Origin of the sequence: Rhizobium phaseoli (assembly GCF_010668805.1) — a bacterium.
Lineage (GTDB): Bacteria > Pseudomonadota > Alphaproteobacteria > Rhizobiales > Rhizobiaceae > Rhizobium > Rhizobium phaseoli_A.
In genome coordinates this window covers 32625-53947 of the sequence record NZ_WUFT01000013.1, presented here as the reverse complement: position 1 = coordinate 53947, position 21323 = coordinate 32625, and the positions used below count along the sequence as shown (strand labels likewise).

The window sequence follows — 21323 nt, the reverse complement described above, 5'->3', positions numbered from 1 at the left end:
TCACGCCTCGCCCGGTTCTTCGATATGAGGTTCGGGCTTCAATTCGTGCAGCCGGTGAATACCCGGCATTTCGATAAACCCATAGAGAGCGCGGAGCGCCCGCGACCAGAGCCGGATGGCCGGATAGGCATCCAGCGTCACGCCCCCATCGGGCGCCAGCGCCACATAGGGAAAGCAGGCGATGTCGGCAATTGTCGGCCGGTCGGCGGCAAGGAAGCGCATGCCGCGAAGACCCTGCTCGACGAGCCCGGCTTCGAGTTCGCGAAGTGCTGAAATACCCTGGGCCTGCAGCGCGTCGATATCGCCCGGCCGCAGCAGCATTTCGTGAAGCCGCGCGCCGCCCAGGCTTGCGGTCAGCCGGCCCGAGAACGACAGCCATTGCTGCACCTTTGCCGCTTCCTCGGCCTTGCCGCTGCCAAGCCATTCGGGTGCTGCCTTGGCGGCGAGATAGACGAGGATCGCCGACGATTCGGTCAGGATCAGATCGCCATCCTCCAGGATCGGAATGGAGCCTGCCGGATTGAGGGCGAGAAGCTCTGGGCCGCGATGCTCGGCGCCGGGATGGAAATCCACCGGGCGGAGTTCCAGCTTCACGCCGGTCAGCGCCGCCATCAGGCGCACCTTGTAGCAGCTGGGCGAAAGAATGTAGTCGTAGAGCTTCATTGCGCCACCAGCTGTGCGCCGTAAGTATAATTGTGACGCTTCAGCCAGCGCCGGTAGGCGATCGATGTCAGATCGGCCCGCGTCGGGATTTCCATGCCGGGATCGAGCGGCAGCAGCTGCGGGATCTGGTTTTCCAGGATCGAACGGTCCTGCAGGAAGATCGTCTGCTGGAAATGGATGAGATCGGTCATCGCGGTCTCGTCATCGAAAAGCGCCATCCACGGCCAGACGTCGCACAGGTCCTCGGCCAGCGGCTGCACGAAGAGGGTGATGACATCCCACTCGCTCGGGCGTGGTGGGCAGGTCTTGTAGAGCACGGAGCAGGTCGGTGCCGGCACGCGGTACATATACTCCGTAGTGATCCCGCCGCTTGCCGATTTGGCGGCCTGCGGCTGGTAAAATTTCACCTGCGTTGCCCAGACTTCGTCTTCCTCCTCGCGGATCTCGACCTTGTAGTTCTGAACCTCGGTGTGCGGCTCTGCGCCGAGAATGTCGGTGTGGACGAAGGGGAAATGGGCAATGTCGAGAAAGTTCTCGACGGCGCGCAGGGGCGAGCAGCGCACGCGCACCACGCCGACGTCGACGAAACGGCGGCCGGGCTGGTCGGCCTCGGGGATCGAGAAAATTTCCTTCTGCGGTTCGCCGAGCGAGGACCAGACATGGCCGTAACGCACGCGCACCGGCAGAACACGGCCGTCGCCGGCCGTTACCCGCGCATTGCCATCGGCGTCGCGCGCCACGTCGATCGGCTCGCCCATCAGCGCCGTCCTGCGACCGGCGCTGTCGAGCTGACTGAAAAGCCCGACCGGATACCATTCGTCGATCATCGCCTGCGTGCTCACCGCGCGATCTCCTGTTTCTGAAGACCCTCAGCCCGGCGGCGCAGGCTTTCGGCGGCCCGCGAAGCGCCGATGGCCGCGGCAGGGCCGACATCACCCTTCAGCAGCACATGGATCAGCGTCTGCCCATCTTCCTGGGCGGATAATAGCAGACAGAGGCTGCCGGTGGATGCATCGATCTCGATAAGACCGTCAGGGTTCGCCGTCGCGCCGGCTGCCGCCTCGATCGCGGCAGTGCCTGCAAACGCCGTCAGCGAGCGCAGGGGAACGAGGCCGTCAAGCCTTGGCGGCTTCGAAGCGGGCGTGCCCACGGCCACCCAGATCACGCTGCCCGCTTCCTCGACGTCATGGGTGGCGACGCGGATGGTTTCCGGCGGCGCCAGCCCCGGATGAGCGGGAATGCGCAGACAGTTTCCGGCCTGGCCATAGCTCCAGCCATGATAGATGCAGGAGAGCGACTCGCCGCGCACGAAGCCATGGGACAAACGCATGCCACGATGCGGACAGCGGTCCGCCGATGCCGATATACGCCCTGAAGCGCTGCGCCAGAGGGCAATCGATCCAGATGCCGTCCGGGCCGGCATGACGGTTGCGGCCGGCAGATCCCGGGAAAGGGCGACTGGCGTCCAAAAGCCGGTCGGATCGGATGGCATGACTAGACTTCCTGAACCATACTATGTTTTGCAGAGCACGCTCCACCTTGGCCCCAAGGCAGTTGCGCTCAAGGCCTCACGTTTGCATAGTTATTTCGCATTGGCAACATTGATTAAATAATATGCACATCGCAAAAACCGCATTTGGTGTCAGGCCGTTTCGGCGATCATCGTCGTGCGTTCTATGCTCTCGACCCATACGTCGATCGGCCCCAGCGAGCACCCTACCTCCATCATGTCGATCAAATCCTCCGGTCCTGAAAGCTCGAGTTCGATCCGCATCGAACTCGTATGAGATATGCTGTGCCACAGCCCGAGTTTGGCGGCATGGCGCCGGATCCAGGGGACAAAGGACGCAGCCTCGAGATCACCGACAATCGTCATCCGCTCCTGAAGGTGGCTTGTATCTTGTCCCATGCTCCCTTTCTTTCATACACCATAGCGCCTGAATGAACTTGCGAAAGCCCTGCGGCCCCCACGACGCCCTAGTTTGCACCGTGATGAGCCAACAGGTCGATGACGCCGCCCTCGATAGCAAGCCCATAGCCATGACGGCCGTTTCTCGAAAAGAACAGGAATCGTGGATGGGTCATGCTATCTCAGGCCCTCTCTCGGCCTCAGGCGATACCGCCGAGGCAGACATATTTGATTTCGGTGAATTCCTCGATGCCGTATTTCGAGCCTTCGCGGCCGAGGCCGGAGAGCTTGACGCCGCCGAAGGGGGCTTCGGCCGTCGAGATCAGCCCGGTATTGACGCCGACCATGCCGTATTCCAGCGCTTCGGCGACCCGGAAAACCCGGGCAAGATCCTTGGCGTAGAAATAGGAGGCGAGGCCGAATTCGGTGTCGTTGGCCTGGGCGATCACATCGGCTTCGTCCTTGAAGCGGAAGAGTGGCGCCACCGGTCCGAACGTCTCTTCCTTCGCCACAGCCATGCCAGGGGTGATGTCGGCCAGCACCGTCGCCTCATAGAAGCGCCCGCCGAGTGGATGGCGATGGCCGCCGGCAATCACCCGGCCGCCCTTGGACAGCGCATCGGCGACATGCTCTTCGACCTTGGCAAGTGCTGCCTCGTCGATCAGCGGGCCGAGATTGATGCCCTCGTCGAAGCCGTTGCCGGTCTTCAGCGTCCCGACGGCCTTCGACAGCTTCTCGGCAAAGGCATCATAGACACCCTCCTGCACATAGAGGCGGTTGGCGCAGACGCAGGTCTGGCCGTTGTTGCGGAACTTGGCGATCAGCGCCCCTTCCACGGCCGCATCGAGATCGGCGTCGTCAAAGACGATGAACGGCGCGTTGCCGCCGAGTTCCAGCCCAAGCTTCTTGATGGTCGGGGCGCTCTGCCGGTAAAGCTCGGTGCCGACTTCGGTCGAGCCGGTGAAGGTCAGCTTGCGTATGATGGGGCTTGCCGTCATCTCGCCGCCGATGGCGCGCGCCGAGCCGGTCAAGACGCTAAAGAGGCCTTTGGGGAAGCCGGCGCGCTCGGCAAGGATGGCGATGGCAATGGCCGAAAAGGGCGTCTGCGAGGCCGGCTTCAACACCATGGCGCAGCCGGCGGCAAAGGCCGGCCCCGCCTTGCGGGTGATCATCGCATTCGGGAAATTCCACGGGGTGATGGCGGCCACGACGCCGATCGGCTGCTTCATCACCAGAATGCGCTTGTCCTTCTGATGGCCGGGAACGATGTCGCCATAGAGACGCCGCGCCTCCTCGGCAAACCATTCGATGAAACTCGCGCCATAGGCGATCTCACCCTTGGCCTCGGCAAGCGGTTTGCCCTGTTCTGCCGTCAGGATGCGGCCGAGATCGTCCTGATTGTCCATCATCAGCTGGAACCAGCGGCGCAGGATGACTGACCGTTCCTTGGCGGTGCGGGCTGCCCATTCCTTTTGCGCAATCTCGGCTGCGGCAATCGCCGCCTTGGTCTCGGCTGCGCCCAAGTTGGGAACGCGGCCGATGATCTCGCCGGTTGCGGGATTATCCACCGCGATCGCATTGTCCCCGGCCTCGATCCAATCGCTGCCGACCAATGCGGCCTGCCGGAACAATGTTGCGTCCTTCAATTCCATGACTGTCTCCTCAGATAGACCATTTCCGTTTTCTTCGAGTCGCGGGGATGCTCTATCTCTTTTCGTGTTTGTGCAATCCACCATCATTGTTGCGGGAACTGCTGTCGACACCTCGGCGATGCGATTGCGGACAACTGCCCCATTCGGCTGCCGCCACCGACCGGGGTCGAGCCACGGGTCTCGACCGTCCTTCGGACCCGTAAACGGGCGACGGGATATGCCGCGGCCGCTCCGCCTGTCAGAACGGGGCGAAGGCAATCTATTGGCGTAAAATCAGATTTCGCCAGTCCATTATGTTAGCTTAGCGCATGGCCGGCCAAACCATAAACCGCCGGTTCGCCACTCTTCCTATTCAGGAAATTGCGCCCCTTGGACATGGTCGTAGCGGTTTCCGAGACGGCGAGCCGGCTCTGTTGAAGGAACTCGGCGAACAGGCCTTTCTCCCGCGTATCAACGCGTGCAAACCGGCCGGCCAAATCCTTGAGATGCACGGCGGCAAGATTGATCGCGTCCTGATCATTGCCTGCCACGATCGGACCAATCACATGGCCGCGCCCGAACTCGCGACACATGGAATAGCCGACGATTTCGTCGCCTCGCCGGAGTGTGCAAATGGACGCCCCCTCAGCAAGCAAAGCGACCAACTTGCCGCGATCGGTGCCGAAGGCTCGCGTATCAAGAGCGTTGATCTCCTCGATTTTGTCGCTGGACAGTTCGCTCAACTGCCCATTCAGCTCCGGCAGGGGAGGAAGCTTCGGCCCAACATCTCCCTGGTATTGATAGACAATCGCTTCCTTGGTGAAACCGAGCGAAACATAAAGTCTGTAAGCGGCATGGGTCGAATTCAGGCTCAGATTACGGTCGCCGCACTGCTCGAACACCTGGTCCATGAGCCATCGCCCGGTCCCTTGCGCCTGCGTGCGAGGCGAGGTGATCACCAGCCCGATGGTGGCGAAATCATCGCCATGCGGAAACCACATCGCACTTCCGAAGACGCGTCCTATGCCATCGACCGCAACGATGCCAAGCCCAGCGCGCCGCAGGAGATCCCAGTCTTTGGGCCGGTGCGGCCAGCCGACGCCGATCGACAGCGCGTGAAGAAGGCTGACATCGACACTGTTTATATCCTGCGCGATCAATTCGAATGATTTCAGGCGCACTGATTTTTGCATTTTCGGATATCCGCTCCGTTCGCCGGATCACCAAGCTCCACTGGAGGTAGACAGTGTCGTTGATCATGCGCCGATTGCAACCAAGTCACAATATTGCACACCAAGGCCGGCAGGATTGGCTTGTTCATCGCAACAATTCGAAATCTTCCGCTGAACCGAAGCCCTACTCAGCAGGTAAAGCGCATGCCGGTGCTTAGGCTAGGTAACATCTGGACTACTCTGAAGGCAACTTGGTCACTCCCATGGACGTCAAAGAAATTCTCGCGAGGTTGATCGCATTCCCCTCCGTTGTCGGCACGCCCAACGGCGCGATTGCCGAATGGATACGTGACTACTGTCGGAAGGCGGGAGCCGATGTGACGGTCCATCTCGGCCCGGAAGGCGACCGGTACAACCTTTTCGCGACTGTCGGACCGCGCGAAGGCCAAGGTTACATTCTGTCCGGGCATATGGATGTCGTGCCGGCCGGCGAACGGGAATGGAGTTCGGATCCTTTCGTCCTGCGCGCTGAGGGGGACAGACTTTTCGGACGTGGCACCAGCGACATGAAAGGCTTTCTCGCCTGCGCCTTGGCCGCATTGCCGAAGCTTGCCGCCACGAACCTGCTGCGGCCAATTCACCTTGCCTTCTCCTATGACGAGGAGGCAGGCAGCCGTGGCGTACCGCATCTCATTGCCGAGCTGCCAAACCTGTGCAATGCCCCGCTGGGGGCGATCATCGGTGAGCCGAGCCGGATGCAGGCCGTCCGGGCGCACAAAGGCAAGGCAGCCGTCCGGCTTGAGGTGATCGGGCGCTCGGGGCATTCCTCACGCCCCGATCTCGGACTAAACGCCATTCACGCCATGGCCCATCTGATCACCGAGGTTGCGGAATACGGAAAGTCCCTGACGACCGGCCCGTTCCACCATGATTTCGCGCCTCCCTACTCGTCATTGCAGGTTGGGGTCATTACCGGCGGCCAGGCGGTCAATATTATCCCGGATCGCTGCACCGCCGATATCGAGGTCCGCGCTGTGCCGGGTATCTCCCCATCATCTCTGCTGAAGCCGGTAAGGGCCAGGCTCGCGGCTCTCGAAGACCAGGGCTTCGAGGTGGGCTGGCACGAGCTGAGCGCATACCCAGGACTTGCGCTCCCTGAAGGCAGCGACCTCGCAACGCTGCTGAAGGAATTGACGGGGCAGGAGCCGCTTGCCGCCGTAAGCTATGGCACGGAGGCCGGGCTCTACCAGCAGGCTGGCATCGATTCCATCATCTGCGGGCCCGGGGATATTGGTCGTGCACACCGGCCTGACGAATACATCGAAGTTGGCGAGCTCGCAGCATGCCAGACGATGATCGAGGAACTCGGCGCCCATCTTGCCGAAGGCTGAAAGAAGGCGATTTTCATGGCGTTTCTCTTCAACTCCGATGCCACACGCGGTGCGGTTTTCCAGGAGATTTTTGCGCGCGAACTGCTGGATCTGGAGTTCGTCGGGCAGGGCCAGCCGGTGGATCCGGAAAGGGTGCGGTATCTTCTGACATGGACGATCCCAGGCGATATCTCGCGTTACCGCAATTTGGAAGTTTTGTTTTGTATCGGCGCCGGCGTCGATCAGCTCAAACAGGGCAGCCTACCGGACCACGTAGCGGTCGTCCGCATGGTCGAGGACGGCATTATCCGGATGATGTTGGAATACGTCACCCTCGGCGTCCTGACGCTCCACCGGGAAATTCTTGCCTACCTGGAGCTGCAGAGACAGTCTGTTTGGCAGACACTCGCCGCGCCGCAGGCCACCCAGCGCCGAATAGGCTTCCTGGGCCTCGGCATTCTGGCGCAGGCGGCGATCGAACGCTTGAAGCCCTTCCAATTTCCGCTCGCAGGATGGAGTCGAAGCAAGAAGCAAATTGACGGCGTTACCTGCCACCATGGCACGGATGGACTGGCCGATTTTTTGGCGAAGACCGACATCCTGGTCTGTCTGCTGCCGCTGACCGACGAGACGCGCGGCATCCTCAATGCCGAGCTCTTCTCGCAGTTGCCGGTCGGCGCACGGCTGTTGCATGTGGGCCGCGGGCCGCACCTTGACCACGCAGCTTTGATCGAGGCTCTCGATAGCGGCCATCTTGCCGCGGCGATGCTCGATGTCACCGAACCCGAGCCGCTGCCGGCAGACCATCCGCTCTGGCAACACCCGAAAGTAGCGATCACGCCGCACATTGCCTCCGTCACCCAACCGGAAACGGCAGCGCAATCGGTCACTGAAAATATTCGGCGCCACCGCGCCGGCAAAAAGCTGATCGGCCTGGTCGATCGGACACGCGGTTATTAAACGAGGAAAATGACATGTCGCTTCTGTTGACTATCGATACCAATCCAAATTTCACCCCAAAACAGGCCGTGCCGGACGCAGAGCGGCTGATTTCAGGCAATCCCGCCTACAAGACCTGGGCGCAAGACGCCTCAAAAGGCGAGAAGGTGCTGACCGGCATTTGGGAAGCGACGCCCGGCGAGCACCATTCCATCAAGGGCACGGTCTACGAATTCTGCCACATCATTTCCGGTGTCGTTGAAATCGACGAAAAAGACGGCGAGACGAAGACTTACCGCGCCGGTGATAGCTTCGTGATGAAGCCCGGTTTTGTCGGCGTCTGGCGTACCATCGAAACCGTGCGCAAGATCTACGTCTGCGTTTACGACTGAGTGACCGCCAACTGGGCGCGCCCGAAAGATGGGCGCGCCTGCCGGATAGAAGCATCGAAGGCCGGCGGAAGGGTAACCTCGATATTCGGCGCTCTATCTACAGACGAGGCCGTTGATCCGGTCAAGTCTCCAGGCCTTCGACGATGGCAAAGATCTTCTTGAGGTTGCCGTGGATCGATAGGCGGTTCACGGTTCCGCGACCGACGAAGATCGCGTCACCCGCCTCGACTGACGTTTTCGTGCCGTCTCCATCGGTTACATCGGCCTGCCCCTCCAGGATGTACATCAATTCATGGACGGGATGAGGGCGCGACAGCCGGACGTGCGGGGTGGTCGCCCAGACACCTGCCCGAAAGCCGACCGCTTCGTCGGAAAATGCCCTGAAGTGACTGCACTGAGGCGTGTCCCCCTCCACGAACTGCGGCGGAGGCGGCGAGGAGGGGGCAAGTGCCACATCCCTGTCGATCGCCACGACGCCTTGCGTGCTCAATGTTGCCGCGGTCGTCGCACAGAAGATCCAGCGGGTGCCTTTTTCCGCTTCCGCCGTGATGTCCTTGCCCCGGCCGATGACCACGCTGTCGCCGGCCTCGAGATGAAACGTTGAGCCGCCCGAATGCAGGACAAGACGCCTGCCACGACGATCAGGGATTCCGTATGAGGAAAGCTGGCGATCGAGGCTTTTCCGTTCCAATGCACTGATCCGGCGGAAACCCCGCCCGAGGCGCTCCAGACGATACCGCGGCCGGCTCCGAGTATGTCGTCTGGCCCTAAGCTGCCTCGCTTGCCTTCCGGAGCGGATCCGCTTTTTGCCTCGAAGAGACGAATGGTCTTACCGGTCATCGTGTAACTCCCATTTTGGTGAGATATTCATAGGCTGATGCTGTTGCCGATCGGCCGCAGGCCAATTTTCCAGGGGCCGGGGCAGTGGGCTCGAATTCTGCATAGATCCTAATCTGTGGCTTTAAGGCGCGCGCTGCGGAGTTGGCGCAGAAACAGAATATCCTTTGGTTTGTTGCCCCCAACACAGGCAATTGTTGCGAAACAAAGCCACCTGCGCCGCACCTCTCCAGCGCAAGCAGGCCTATACTTCCTGCATCGGATCAGACGAGCATAAAGGCATGCACCAATGAAATTTGCGTCCTACTGGCATGATACCTCGATCCCCTTCGCCGGAGGCATCGCCGACCCCGTCTCGGGAGATTTCGAGGTCGCGGTGATCGGCGCCGGCTTCACCGGGCTCAACGCCGCGCGCACGCTGGCGCAATCCGGCGTGAAGGTCGCTCTGCTGGAAGCCGAGCACGTCGGCTACGGTGCCTCCGGCCGCAATGGCGGGCACCTTAACAGCGGTCATTTCGCAAGCTTCAGCGCCGCCAGGCAGCATCTCGGGGAAGACCGGGTGCGCCGCTTGTGGCGGGCCTATGACGACTCGATCGACATGATCGAACGGATCATCGAGGAAGAAAACATCGCATGCGACTTTCGCAGGGGCGGCAAACTCAAGCTTGCTTCGAAGCCCTCTCATGTCGGCAAGCTACAGGCTATGGCCGAAGAAATCCGCCGCGAGGTCGACCCGTCAGCCGAATGGCTGACGCGCGAGGACCTCCGCAACGAGGTGGTTTCGGATGCCTTCCATGGCGGGATTCTCTATCCGAAATCCGCGATGATGCACATGGGGCGCTACGCCAACGGCGTGGCGCAGGCGGCCCACCGCCATGGCGCGGCGATCTGGGAGCACAACCCGGTCACCGCCCGCGAGCGCGTGCCGAATGGATGGCGGCTAACCACGCCGACCGGCTCGCTGACCGCCCGCCAGGTCATCCTGGCGACCGATGCCTATACGCCAAGCGTCTTCAATTATTTCCGCCGAAGGCTGATGCCGATCGCGTCCTTCATCATTGCGACACGCCCGCTCACCCCGCAGGAGATCGCGGCGACGCTTCCGGGCAACCGCAACTTCACCAACTCCCTCAACATCGCCAACTATTTCCGCCTGACGCCCGACAACCGCATGCTGTTCGGGGGGAGGGCGAGATTTTCGGCCGTGTCAAACCAGAAAACCGACGTCAACTCCGGCCAGTTTCTGCGCCAGCAGATGGTCGGCATGTTTCCGCAGCTTGCAGACGTCGGGATCGACTATTGCTGGGGCGGCCTCGTCGGCTGCACGCAAGACCGTTATCCCCGCGCGGGCAGCGCCGAGGGTGTCATTTACAGCATGGGCTATTCCGGCCACGGCGCCCAGCTGTCGACCTTCATGGGCAGCGCGTTGGCCCATATGGCGATGGGGCGCAAGGACGCCAATCCGCTCGACGGCTTCGCATGGCCTGCTGTTCCGATGCATACGGGAAACCCGTGGTTCCTGCCCATCGTCGGCACCTATTACCGCATGAAGGACCTGCTGCCCTGATCCATCCCGGCGCCGCGCCACTCGCGGCTTCGACAGCCTCGCGCAGGACGGCAACCCCTGATTTCCTGCCGATCCTCCGCGCCTAATGCCGCATGAAGGACCCTTAAATGATCGCGCCTCTCGAACACCTGTCCCGCAACGGTCGTCTGGACAAGTTCTTCATCGACGGTCGATGGCTCGAACCGAGGGGCAGCGCCAAGGGCGTCGTGGTCAACCCTGCCACGGAAGAGGTGGTGACCCAGTTTGCGCTTGGCGACGGCTGGGATGTCGATGCTGCGGTTTCCGCCGCCCGGCGGGCCTTCACCACCTGGAGCCGGACCAGGCCGGAATTCCGCGCGGGTCTGCTCGATCGCCTGCAGGCACTGCTCGAAGCGCGCAGCGAACTGTTCGCGCAATGCCTGAGCTTCGAAATGGGCGCGGCAATCGGATATGCGCGCAGCGCGCAGGTGCCGCTGGCGATCGCCCATGTCAAGGTCGCCCGCGAAGTCCTGGAAGCCTTCCCCTTCGTCAAGCAGCGCGGCCACACCGCCATCACCCACGAACCGATCGGTGTCTGCGCACTGATCACGCCGTGGAACTGGCCGCTCTACCAGATCACTGCCAAAGTTTCGCCGGCACTCGCCGCAGGCTGCACTGTCGTGCTGAAACCCAGCGAGCTTTCTCCCCTCAACGCGCTGCTGTTTGCTGAGGCGATCGAGGAGGCCGGCTTCCCCTCCGGCGTCTTCAACCTCGTCAATGGTGACGGCCCGTCCGTCGGTTCGGTCCTCGCGTCGCATCCGGATGTCGACATGATTTCCATTACCGGCTCTACCCGTGCCGGTATCGCCGTGGCTCAGGCAGCCGCGCCGACCGTCAAGCGCGTTGCGCAGGAGCTTGGCGGCAAGTCACCAAACGTGGTCCTGCCGGACGCCGATCTCGATCGAGCCGTTTCCATGGGCGTAGCGGCTGCCTTCCGCAATCTCGGCCAATCATGCAGCGCGCCGACACGGATGATCGTGCCGCGCGCGCTGCTGTCCGAGATCGAGTCCATTGCCAGGAGAGCCGCAGATGAGATCGTTGTCGGTGATCCCCTTTCAGAAGCCAGCACGCATGGCGCAATCGCCAACCGGGCCCAGTTCGATCGGATCCAGACCATGATCGGCGTCGGGATTGCCGAAGGCGCGACCCTCGTTGCCGGCGGCGAGGGGCGCCCAGCCGGTCTGAATGCCGGGTTCTACGTTAAACCGACGATTTTCTCGGAGGTGCGCACGGACATGCGGATCGCCCAGGAAGAGATCTTCGGCCCGGTTCTCTGCCTCATTCCCTACGACACGGTGGAGGAAGCCATCGCCATCGCCAACCATACCGTCTACGGCCTGGGGGCACATGTGCAGGGTAAGGACATAGACGTCGTCAAGGACGTTGCGTCACAGATCCGCTGCGGTCAAGTGCATCTCAACTATCCGGCCTGGGATCCACACGCGCCTTTTGGCGGCTTCAAACAATCTGGAAATGGACGCGAATTCGGCATTGAGGGCATGCTGGAATACCTCGAGGTCAAATCCATCCTTGGCTACTTCTAGCATCACGCCGAAAGGCGTGAGGGGTGTTGGTATCCGTCGGAAGCGCGCCCCCCCTTCATCAGCCGAAGATGACTGTCGCATCACTGAAAACGTTATTTTCCGCCGCGCGGGCACCCACGGTCGATGCATGCTGCTTGTCCTGTTTCGGTAAGCTTGGCTCAGACTGATAGTCAGAGAGGAAACGATATGCTCGAGTTGAACGACAAAGACCTTTTCCAGCAGGCCGGCCTGATCGACGGGATCTGGTCGCGTGCGGCGTCGGGCAAGACGGTGAACGTCGTCAATCCCGCCACCCAGGAGAATCTCGGCACTGTTCCGGATATGGGAACTGCCGAGACCCACGCGGCGATCGACGCAGCCCAGGCCGCTTTCACCCGATGGAAGAAGAGGACGCATGCCGAGCGTGCGCTTCTGCTTGAGCGCTGGCATGCGCTGATGATCGAAAATCTCGAGGATCTGGCGCTGCTCATCACGCTCGAGCAGGGCAAGCCTCTCGATGAATCGCGCGCCGAGGTCCGTTATGGTGCATCCTTCGTCAAATGGTTTGCCGAAGAAGCCCGCCGCATCGGCGGCCACACCATTCCCTCGCCAACACCGGATCGCCGCATCATCGTCCTTAAGGAAGCGGTCGGCGTCTGCGCGATCGTCACCCCGTGGAATTTTCCGATCGCGATGATCACCCGAAAGGTGGCGCCCGCCCTGGCGGCCGGCTGTACGGTTGTCATCAAGCCTTCGGAGTTCACCCCCTATTCGGCGCTCGCCATGGGTATCCTTGCCGAGCGCGCCGGCATTCCGGCAGGGGTGATCAATATCGTCACCGGCATGCCGAGCGAGATCGGCAACGAGTTCATGGAAAACCCAACGGTGCGGAAAATCTCCTTCACCGGCTCGACCCGGATCGGCTCGCTTCTGATGCGCGGCGCCGCCGACAGCGTCAAGCGGCTCTCCCTCGAACTCGGCGGCAATGCGCCGTTCATCGTCTTCGACGACGCCGATCTCGATCTCGCGGTCGAAGGCGCAATCCTGTCCAAGTTCCGCAACGGCGGCCAGACCTGTGTCTGCGCCAACCGCATCCTGGTGCAGGCCGGCGTATATGATGCCTTCGCCGAGAAACTCGGCGCCCGCGTTAACGCCATGAAGGTCGGCCCCGGTACGGAGCCGGGCAACGTCATCGGCCCGATGATCAACGCTGCGGCGATCGAGAAGATCAACCGCCATGTTGACGACGCTGTGGCCAAAGGCGCCAAGATCGCCGCACGGGGCAGCACGGTGGCGGAAGGCAGGCAATACGCCGCGCCGATGGTGCTGACGGGGGCGACAACCGACATGCTGCTTGCCAGCGAAGAGACCTTCGGCCCGGTTGCACCGCTCTTCCGCTTCGAGACGGAAGAAGAGGCGATCACAATTGCCAACGGCACGCCGTTTGGTCTGGCTGCATATTTCTACACCGAAAACCTGAAGCGCTCCTGGCGCGTCGGCGAAGCGCTCGAGTTCGGCATGATCGGGCTCAACACCGGCGCGATCTCCACCGAAGTCGCCCCCTTCGGCGGCGTCAAGCAGTCCGGCCTCGGCCGCGAGGGGGCGCAGGTTGGCATCGAGGAATATCTCGAGATGAAGAGCTTCCACATTGGGGGGCTGAGCTGAGCCTGAAACGATTATGAGGTGAGACCAGCAGCAATGTGGCGCACGCGGGAGCGCCACATTTTTTACTTCACGGCGGCGAACCGGATACGGATAACGCACCGGCCGGGCGGTCGACAATCGACCTTGCCAGTACCGGCACAACGACTTCATGACGTTAACGCAACGAATTGCCTTGCCGGCCTGGGAGCACGGCCGACACTTTGAAATAGGCGCGGGCGGAAAAGCCGCCCGCGCTTTCCTTCGTTGGCTTTAGAGACCGAAAACACCGGGGAGGCCGGAGATGTCTGGGATTTCGACGTAACCATAGAACGGGTTGGCGGGCTCGTGGCCGCGGTTCACCCAGACCTTGTTCTTGATGCCGATATCGTTAGCCGACATATGGTCGTAACGGAACGAGGAGGAGCAATGGACGACATCTTCGGGGGCGCAGCCGAGCATGTCGAACAAGTATTCAAAGGCCTGCAGGCGCGGCTTGTAGGCCTGCGCCTGTTCGGCCGTGTAGACAGCATGGAAGGGCGCACCAAGCTTTTCGACGTTCGACATGATCTGCGAATTCATCGCGTTCGACAGGATCACCAGCGGGATCTCCTTGGCAACCTTCGCAAGGCCAGCCGGTACATCCGCATGCGGACCCCAGGTCGGCACCCGCTCATAGACCGTGCGGGCGTCTTCGTCGTTGAACTTGACGCCGTTGCGCTTGCAGCTGCGCTCGATCGAATTGTGAACGACCTCGGCGTAGGGTTTCCAGTCGCCTAGGACCTCGTCGAGGCGATAGGCGGCGAAATTCCGGATGAACTCGGCCATGCGGGGTTCATCGAGCTGGTCGCTGTAAAGGTCGTGCGCCGCTTCCGCCATCTGGAAGTTGGTCAGCGTACCGTAGCAGTCGAAGGTGATGTATTTCGGACGCGAGAGGGTCATGGCATATCCTTTGGAGAGTGGAACGGGGCATTTGAACTCATGATAGACGCGGCCCGCCCCTCGGCTCGCCTGAATGTGGCGGCTAACGAAGCAGATTATTTCGTATCGAAAGGTGGCTTTGGCAGATGGTTGCGGACCCCGCCCGCTGGCGGGCGCGGAAGGACGGCGGACGATTGACGACGTCACCCCATTCCACTGTTTTGACCGGCTCGTTGCAGTGAGCGCAGCGAATTTTGCTCGCGATCCGCCCGTTGGGCCTACATGCCAGCATAAGATGCGGCGGGCGACAAAGGGAAAACGATAAGATACCGCTTAGAGCGTAGCCTTCAGACGATTAGCCAACCCGCACTCCTTCACACTTCCACCCAGGAAATGAAGGAAGTGTCATGCAGACAAGCCAGATCGATTTCGCCGCTTTCGGCACGAAACACCTGGGGGCCGCCCTTAGCCTGTCGCGGCAGGCAGGCTGGCCCCATCGTCCGGAGGATTGGCAGATGGCGCTTGCCTTGAGCGAAGGCGTTGTGGCCATCGAGAACGACAGGGTGGTCGGCACCGTGCTCGTTACCCCCTACAAGCAAGACTGCGCCACGATCAACATGGTCATCGTCGATGAAGCCATGCGCGGCCGCGGACTTGGCCGCAGGCTCATGGATGCGGCAATAGAGCTTGCCGGCGATCGCCCGCTCAGGCTTGTTGCGACCGCCGAGGGCCTTCCGCTCTATGAGAAGCTCGGCTTCCGCCAGACCGGCCGTATTCTGCAGCACCAAGGCATCGCCGCAGAACGCGCCGCGCCGATGGCAACGTCGGCCGCCGCCATGACCGATTTCTCGGCGATCACCGAACTCGATCGACAGGCCTTCGGCGCCGATCGCGCCGACCTGATCGCACATCTCGCCAAGGTCGGGGAACTCGCCGTCATCCGCCGCAGCGGACGCATCACCGGTTTTGCGGTCCTTCGCAGCTTCGGCCGAGGCGAGGTCATCGGCCCCGTCATTGCCGGCAACGCCGAGGACGCCAAAGCGCTCGTCACGCATTTCATCGCACGGCGCCCCGGCGTGTTCCTCAGAGTCGATACCACGGCTACCGCCGGCCTGTCCGGCTGGCTGGAAGAACAGGGCTTCGCCCATGTCGGCGGCGGCATTGCCATGATGAAGCCGTCGATTCCAGCCGCCGATTCCGTCGCCACCATCTTCGCCCTCGCCAACCAGGCACTCGGCTGATCCGGAGAGTATGATGTACAGCAATTCCCTTGTCGAACTCGACCGCGCCCATCTCGTGCACCCCGTCGCCTCCTACCGCAATCACGAAAAGCTCGGCGTGCGTGTGCTCGCTTCCGCCAAAGGGGCGACGGTGACCGATGCTTCCGGCAAGCAGTTGGTCGATGGCTTTGCCGGCCTGTGGTGTGTCAATGCCGGTTACGGTCATGAATCGATCGTCGAGGCGGCGGCGCGGCAGATGCGCGAACTGCCGTATGCGACCACTTATTTCGGCCTCGGGTCGGAACCGGCGATCCGGCTTGCCGCGGCATTGGCCGAACGCGCGCCGGGCGATCTCGACCATGTTTACTTCACCCTGGGCGGGTCCGACGCCGTCGACAGCACGATCCGGTTCATCCGCTATTACTGGATCGCCCGCGGCCAGCCGCAGCGCGACCAGTTCATCTCCATCGAGCAAGGCTATCACGGTTCATCGACTGTCGGGGCAGGACTGACGGCGCTTCCGCTGTTCCACGCCGGCTTCGGCATTCCCTTCGACTGGCAGCATAAAATCCCCTCGCACTACGCCTACCGCAACCCGGTAGGTGAGGATCCGCAGGCGATCATCGATGCCTCCCTCGCGGCACTGCGGCGCAAGGTCGAAGAGATCGGCCCCGAGCGCGTCGCCGCCTTTTATGCCGAACCCATCCAGGGTTCGGGCGGCGTGCTGGTGCCGCCGAAGGGCTGGATGAAGGCGATGCGCACGCTCTGCAGCGAGCTCGGTATCCTCTTTGTCGCCGACGAAGTCATCACCGCTTTCGGCCGCACCGGGCCGCTCTTTGCATGCGAAGACGACGAGATCGTCCCTGACTTCATCACCACGGCAAAGGGTCTGACCTCCGGCTATGTGCCGATGGGCGCGGTCTTCATGGCCGACCATGTCTACCAGGCCATCGCGGATGGCGCCGGAGGCGCAGCCGTCGGTCACGGCTATACCTATTCGGCCCATCCCGTCAGCGCCGCCGTCGGTCTCGAAGTGCTGAACCTCTACGAAACCGGCCTCCTGGAGAACGGCCGGAAAGCCGGTGCACGGCTGATGCAAGGGCTTGAAGGCCTCAAGGACCATCCGCTTGTCGGCGACGTGCGTGGCCGCGGCATGCTGGCCGCCGTCGAACTGGTGGTCGACAAGGAAAAGAAAACGCCGTTGCCGGCTGCCGCCGATCCGGCGCGCCGGATCTTCGACCGTGCCTGGGAAAACGGCCTGGTCATCCGTGCCTTCGGCAACGGCGTCCTCGGCTATGCGCCGCCGCTCTGCTGCACCGACGCCGACATCGACGCGATCATCGAGCGCACGCGGAAAACGCTTGATGATACCCTGGCCGACCCCGATGTACGCGCGGCCCTGAAAGGCTGACGGCGATCGGCCGCGGCTTCATTGCTGCGCTGTAACAAAGTTGTGCCGCACCACTCCCTGGAGCTGGTGCGGCCTCAAAGGTTCAGGGCGCCATCTGAGCATCTGGCCTGCGCCGCGGCCACCTAACCGACATGGTCGATCACCTAAAGCGGAAACAGGCTCGTCAATGGCATGTGCGATTTGACGATGGGCGACTTCAGGACGACGAAGCTGAAATATTTGTCGATGCCGATCTCCATGTCGGAGAGCCGCTCCATGATCGTCTGGTATTCGCCGATCCCGGCAGTCACGAATTTCAACAGATAATCGTAGCCGCCGGAGACAAGATGGCATTCGATCACCTGGTCGATCTTCTCGACCGTCGTTAAGAACCGGGCGAAATCGATCTGCCGATGGTTCTTCAGGGTGATCTCCGTGAAAACGGTCAACGTCTGGCCGAGTTTGGCGACGTTGATCTGTGCGGAATAACCCTCGATATAACCTTCCGACTGCAGCTTCTTCACCCGCATCAGGCAGGGGCTCGGCGACAGGTTGACGAGCTCGGCGAGCTCGACATTGGTGACACGGCCATTCTTCTGCAATTCATGCAGAATTTTGATATCGATCCGGTCGAGTTTCATCGTTCCACTCCGCCTTGTCGAACCTGCCAACGCCGCAGCATTTTGTGCCGCTATCCTCCCAACACTACCATATTGAAGGCTTGTGTCGATCGCGTTTCATGGGCTTCCCGAGGGACGAACGAGATGTGTCTTGGCCGACAGCAGCATTTTATGCTGCCCCGACCGGCGACCAGGATGTGCGACGCCACTCGGCCAGGCTCTCTAGACATTGGAGGAATGGATCGCGTCGCAGACCGCTTCCGTGACCTCTTTGGTTGTGGCGGTGCCGCCGAGGTCGGGCGTGAGGATGCTCGCGCCGGTGACCGCTTCGACGGCGCGCATGAGACGGGCAGAGGCCTCCGGCTCGCCGAGATGGTCGAGCATCTGTGCGGCGGTCCAGAAGCTCGCGATAGGGTTGGCGATGCCCTTGCCGGCAATGTCGAAGGCCGAGCCATGGATCGGTTCGAACATCGAGGGAAACCGGCGCTGCGGATCGATATTCGCGGTGGGCGCGACACCGATGCTGCCGGCGAGCGCGCCGGCAAGGTCGGAGAGAATGTCGGCATGCAGGTTGGTCGCGACGATCGTGTCGAGGCTCTGCGGTTTCAGCGTCATCCGCACCGTCATGGCGTCGACCAGCATCTTGTCCCAGGTGACGTCAGGGAATTCTGCAGCCACTTCGGCGGCGATCTCGTCCCACATGACCATGCCGTGCCGTTGGGCATTCGATTTCGTCACGACCGTCAGCAATTTGCGCGGCCGCGCCTGCGCCAGTTTGAAGGCGTAGCGCATGATGCGGGTGACGCCGACGCGGGTGAAGATGGCAACCTCGGTCCCGACTTCCTCGGGCAGGCCGCGATGGGCGCGGCCGCCATGGCCGGAATATTCGCCTTCGGAATTCTCGCGAACGATCACCCAGTCAAGATCGCCGACGCCGCAGTTGCGCAGCGGAGGGGTAATGCCCGGAAGGATCTTGGTCGGCCGAACATTGGCATATTGGTCAAAGCCCTGGCAGATCGGCAGTCTGAGCCCCCAGAGGGTGATGTGGTCGGGAACATCCGGGGTGCCGACGGCGCCGAAATAGATCGCGTCGAATTTCTTCAATCGCTCAAGCCCGTCGGACGGCATCATCACGCCGTGCTTCTTGTAGTAGTCGGAACCCCAGTCAAAATTTTCGATGGCGAACCTCACATCGCCGAGACGTTTTTCCAGACTTGCCAGCACCGTGCACCCGGCGGCAATGACCTCGGGTCCGATCCCGTCCGCGGGGATGGCGGCGATTGAGTATTCACGCATTGATTTTCTCCAGTACCGTCTTCCGCAGATCTTATCCATTGAGGCTTACGCGCTCCTCGTGAAGCCTAGTGCCGAGCGCTCGGTTTACTCAATGGCAAAAGGATTATATAAAAAAAGGATATAATAGGAGGATAGCCCCGTGGAACTGGAGCAGTTGAGATGCTTCGTTGCCGTTGCCGAGGAGCTTCATTTCGGAAGGGCGGCGCAAAGGATCGGGCTGCTTCCAGCATCGCTTGGGCGCCATGTGCGCTTGCTGGAAGAGTCGGTCGGAAGTCAGCTGCTGAGCCGCACGACCCGGAGCGTCTCGTTGACCGAGGATGGGGTAGCGCTTCTGGAAGAGGTCAGGCCGCTTCTCGCCCGGCTCGATGAGCTCGGTCAAAAGTTTCGCGCCAGGCAGCACCGGCGCAGCCGCGCCCTGCGGATCGGCGCGATCGACAGCGCCGCCACCGGCCTGCTTCCAGCGCTGATCCACGACTTTCGAGCCATCGCCCCCGATGTCAAAACCCAGCTGATAGAAGGTAAGTCCATTCGGCTCGTGCCCAAACTGCTGGCCGGAGGGTTGGATTTGGCTTTTGTCAGGCCGCGTCCGGGATTAAGCCGTAACCTCGCAGTCGAGAATCTGTTTTGCGAGACGACCGTCGTGGCGATCCCGACGTCTCATAAACTCGCTGACAATAAGAGCGTCTCTATTCTTGATCTGGCGAATGCGCCGCTGATCGTACCGGACAGGCGATCCCGGCCTCACAGCTACGATTTGACGATGAACCTGTTTGCGGCAGCCGGCCTGCACCCTGATATCACCCAGGTCGCCGATGAAAAGCAAACCATCGTCAGCATGGTTGCGGCCGGCCTCGGCCTCGCCATCGTCCCACGATGGACATCCTCTCTTGCCTCTTCCGGCGTTCGCTTTCTGCCGGTGCAAGAGCAAGCCGGGCTGCCGACGCCGAAACTGCCGCTGGCCGTGGCCTGGATGAAGGCAGCCCGTGATCCGCAGAGAGATGCGCTGCTCGATCTCCTGAGGCGCAACCTCGAAAGATATTCGGCACAGGCCTGAGCAAGTCAGTTCGCGATCGCGCCATCGGCCAGTAGGCAATTCACGCCGATGATCTCTGCACAAGACGCCCGGGCAGAATAATCGTCTCCGCTTCGCGCTTGCCCGTGATCATTGCGACCATGGCGTCAATCATCGCCTCGGCAGGATGTTCATAAGACGTCAGTTGATAGGCGGGAGCAGCGCCGAGTTCGATATTGTCGAAGCCGACGATCGCCAGGTCATGTGGAACGCGAAGCCCGAATTCGCTGCGAGCCACGTCCATTGCTCCGAGCGCCAGAATGTCGTTCTCGCACATCAGCACATCGATGCGCGAGGAGGGGGAGGTGGCGTTCAGATAAGCGCGCGCGACCTTAGCCCCGGCCTCGGCGCTATAGCGCTCTGCAGTCAGCTCGACCACGCCCTCGACGCCCTTCCGCTGCCAGAATTTCAAATAGTGATGTCGGCGGCCGAGCGCGGTCGACAGGGTCTTTCCTCCCGTCATGAAGCCCGGACGGCAATAGCCTCTTTCGAACAGGTAATTCACAATTTCGCCGAGAGCGAGTTCGGCATTGCAGGCGACGGCGGGAACGCCGGGGATTTGGCTATCTCGCGCAAGCACGAACATCGGCGGGAAACCGGGACCAAGCCGTTGACCGCCCAGCGTTTCCTGACGAAAGGCGGTGCCGAACAGAATGACGGCGTCGAACTGGCGCTGATCGGCGTTGATCAACGCATGAATGTGATCGAAATGGCGATTGATATTGATCAGGACAGTCAGGAGACCCTCCGCCTGCAAACGCTCGGTCAGCATCTCCAGAACGGGGAGCTTATGTGGGTTGGCGAAGTCGTCGACGAAGACGGCGACCTGATGCGTGATGTTCGTCGCAAGACTGCGGGCAAGCAGGTTGGGTGAGTAATTCAGAGCCTCTGCCGCCTGAAGCACCTTCTGTCGGCTGGCATCTGTAATCGACGCACCTGGAGTGAAGGCGCGGATGACTGTCCATTTCGATACGCCAGCGGCTTCCGCCACCTCTTTTGCTGTCGCCCGCTTACGCATTTGCCGTCTCCCTAATTGGAATGAATATTCCATAAAAAAATAAAAATGGAATGGATGCTTGATTTTTATCGAGGATAAAGTAATTTCGCCAAGCTTGCTACCGGGTGCAAAAGGAGTTGCAACC

Annotated in this window: 20 protein-coding genes; 9 read left to right on the top strand and 11 right to left on the bottom strand. The window is 61.5% G+C overall.

Annotated elements, in window-relative coordinates; translation table 11 throughout:
- From GR197_RS20495 to GR197_RS20465, 6 genes are all read right to left on the bottom strand, one after another.
- Positions 1–663, bottom strand: a complete 663-nt coding sequence (locus GR197_RS20495; protein WP_164012832.1) for a glutathione S-transferase family protein — start codon at positions 661–663, stop codon at positions 1–3.
- A complete protein-coding gene (locus tag GR197_RS20490; protein WP_164012830.1) occupies positions 660–1505 on the bottom strand; it encodes an aromatic ring-hydroxylating dioxygenase subunit alpha in 846 nt (281 codons plus the stop codon). The genes GR197_RS20495 and GR197_RS20490 overlap by 4 nt, the downstream gene beginning before the upstream one ends.
- Positions 1502–2155 (bottom strand): Rieske 2Fe-2S domain-containing protein, encoded by a 654-nt coding sequence (locus tag GR197_RS20485; protein WP_164012827.1) that lies wholly within the window; start codon positions 2153–2155, stop codon positions 1502–1504. Before GR197_RS20485 ends, GR197_RS20490 begins: the two co-directional genes overlap by 4 nt.
- A gap of 150 nt (positions 2156–2305) precedes the next feature.
- Positions 2306–2572: an acylphosphatase gene (locus GR197_RS20480; protein WP_164012824.1), complete on the bottom strand. Its 267-nt coding sequence runs from the start codon at positions 2570–2572 to the stop codon at positions 2306–2308.
- Between the two features lie 200 nt (positions 2573–2772).
- Entirely contained in the window at positions 2773–4224 is a 1452-nt protein-coding gene (gene gabD, locus GR197_RS20470) for an NADP-dependent succinate-semialdehyde dehydrogenase (protein ID WP_164012822.1), read from the bottom strand.
- Between the two features lie 296 nt (positions 4225–4520).
- A complete protein-coding gene (locus GR197_RS20465; RefSeq protein WP_164012820.1) occupies positions 4521–5396 on the bottom strand; it encodes a GNAT family N-acetyltransferase in 876 nt (291 codons plus the stop codon).
- A gap of 242 nt (positions 5397–5638) precedes the next feature.
- Between GR197_RS20465 and argE the strand changes: the two genes are divergently transcribed.
- Genes argE through GR197_RS20450 form a run of 3 tightly spaced genes read left to right on the top strand, consistent with a single transcriptional unit; the run spans position 5639 to position 8076 of the window.
- Positions 5639–6766 (top strand): acetylornithine deacetylase, encoded by a 1128-nt coding sequence (gene argE / locus GR197_RS20460; protein ID WP_164012818.1) that lies wholly within the window; start codon positions 5639–5641, stop codon positions 6764–6766.
- A gap of 15 nt (positions 6767–6781) precedes the next feature.
- A complete protein-coding gene (locus GR197_RS20455; protein WP_164012816.1) occupies positions 6782–7705 on the top strand; it encodes a 2-hydroxyacid dehydrogenase in 924 nt (307 codons plus the stop codon).
- 14 nt (positions 7706–7719) lie between these two features.
- On the top strand, positions 7720–8076 hold the full coding sequence (locus tag GR197_RS20450; protein ID WP_164012814.1) for a cupin domain-containing protein: 357 nt from the start codon (positions 7720–7722) through the stop codon (positions 8074–8076).
- Positions 8077–8197: 121 nt separating this feature from the next.
- Here GR197_RS20450 and GR197_RS20445 read toward each other — a convergent pair whose 3' ends face one another.
- Positions 8198–8767 (bottom strand): cupin domain-containing protein, encoded by a 570-nt coding sequence (locus tag GR197_RS20445; protein ID WP_246724642.1) that lies wholly within the window; start codon positions 8765–8767, stop codon positions 8198–8200.
- Positions 8768–9202: 435 nt separating this feature from the next.
- On the opposite strand from GR197_RS20445, the gene GR197_RS20440 reads away from it, so the two are divergent.
- The 3 genes from GR197_RS20440 (at position 9203) to GR197_RS20430 (ending at position 13686) form a co-directional block, all read left to right on the top strand.
- Positions 9203–10480 carry an NAD(P)/FAD-dependent oxidoreductase gene (locus tag GR197_RS20440; protein WP_164012812.1) on the top strand — a complete coding sequence of 426 codons (1278 nt, stop codon included), beginning with the start codon at positions 9203–9205 and terminating at the stop codon, positions 10478–10480.
- 107 nt (positions 10481–10587) lie between these two features.
- Positions 10588–12042, top strand: coding sequence for an aldehyde dehydrogenase family protein (locus tag GR197_RS20435; RefSeq protein WP_164012810.1), 1455 nt, complete (start codon positions 10588–10590; stop codon positions 12040–12042).
- Between the two features lie 186 nt (positions 12043–12228).
- The gene (locus tag GR197_RS20430; RefSeq protein WP_164012808.1) at positions 12229–13686 is read left to right on the top strand and encodes an NAD-dependent succinate-semialdehyde dehydrogenase; all 1458 of its coding nucleotides are present in this window, start codon (positions 12229–12231) and stop codon (positions 13684–13686) included.
- Between the two features lie 249 nt (positions 13687–13935).
- On the opposite strand, the gene GR197_RS20425 is transcribed toward GR197_RS20430, so the two are convergent.
- Positions 13936–14604, bottom strand: a complete 669-nt coding sequence (locus tag GR197_RS20425; protein ID WP_164012806.1) for a haloacid dehalogenase type II — start codon at positions 14602–14604, stop codon at positions 13936–13938.
- A 386-nt stretch (positions 14605–14990) separates the two neighbouring features.
- Between GR197_RS20425 and GR197_RS20420 the strand changes: the two genes are divergently transcribed.
- Positions 14991–15824 carry a GNAT family N-acetyltransferase gene (locus GR197_RS20420; protein WP_164012804.1) on the top strand — a complete coding sequence of 278 codons (834 nt, stop codon included), beginning with the start codon at positions 14991–14993 and terminating at the stop codon, positions 15822–15824.
- A gap of 13 nt (positions 15825–15837) precedes the next feature.
- A complete protein-coding gene (locus GR197_RS20415; RefSeq protein WP_164012802.1) occupies positions 15838–17214 on the top strand; it encodes an aspartate aminotransferase family protein in 1377 nt (458 codons plus the stop codon).
- 143 nt (positions 17215–17357) lie between these two features.
- Here the strand turns inward: GR197_RS20415 and GR197_RS20410 are convergent, their stop codons facing one another.
- Both GR197_RS20410 and GR197_RS20405 read right to left on the bottom strand, forming a co-directional pair.
- Complete coding sequence (locus GR197_RS20410; protein WP_003577877.1) at positions 17358–17834, bottom strand: Lrp/AsnC family transcriptional regulator; 477 nt, start codon at positions 17832–17834, stop codon at positions 17358–17360.
- Positions 17835–18035: 201 nt separating this feature from the next.
- Positions 18036–19109, bottom strand: coding sequence for a tartrate dehydrogenase (locus GR197_RS20405; RefSeq protein WP_164012801.1), 1074 nt, complete (start codon positions 19107–19109; stop codon positions 18036–18038).
- A 139-nt stretch (positions 19110–19248) separates the two neighbouring features.
- Here GR197_RS20405 and GR197_RS20400 point away from each other — a divergent pair, with 139 nt between their 5' ends.
- A complete protein-coding gene (locus tag GR197_RS20400; RefSeq protein ID WP_164012798.1) occupies positions 19249–20163 on the top strand; it encodes a LysR substrate-binding domain-containing protein in 915 nt (304 codons plus the stop codon).
- A 40-nt stretch (positions 20164–20203) separates the two neighbouring features.
- Here GR197_RS20400 and GR197_RS20395 read toward each other — a convergent pair whose 3' ends face one another.
- Positions 20204–21199 carry a LacI family DNA-binding transcriptional regulator gene (locus GR197_RS20395; protein WP_164013057.1) on the bottom strand — a complete coding sequence of 332 codons (996 nt, stop codon included), beginning with the start codon at positions 21197–21199 and terminating at the stop codon, positions 20204–20206.
- Positions 21200–21323 lie beyond the last annotated feature (124 nt).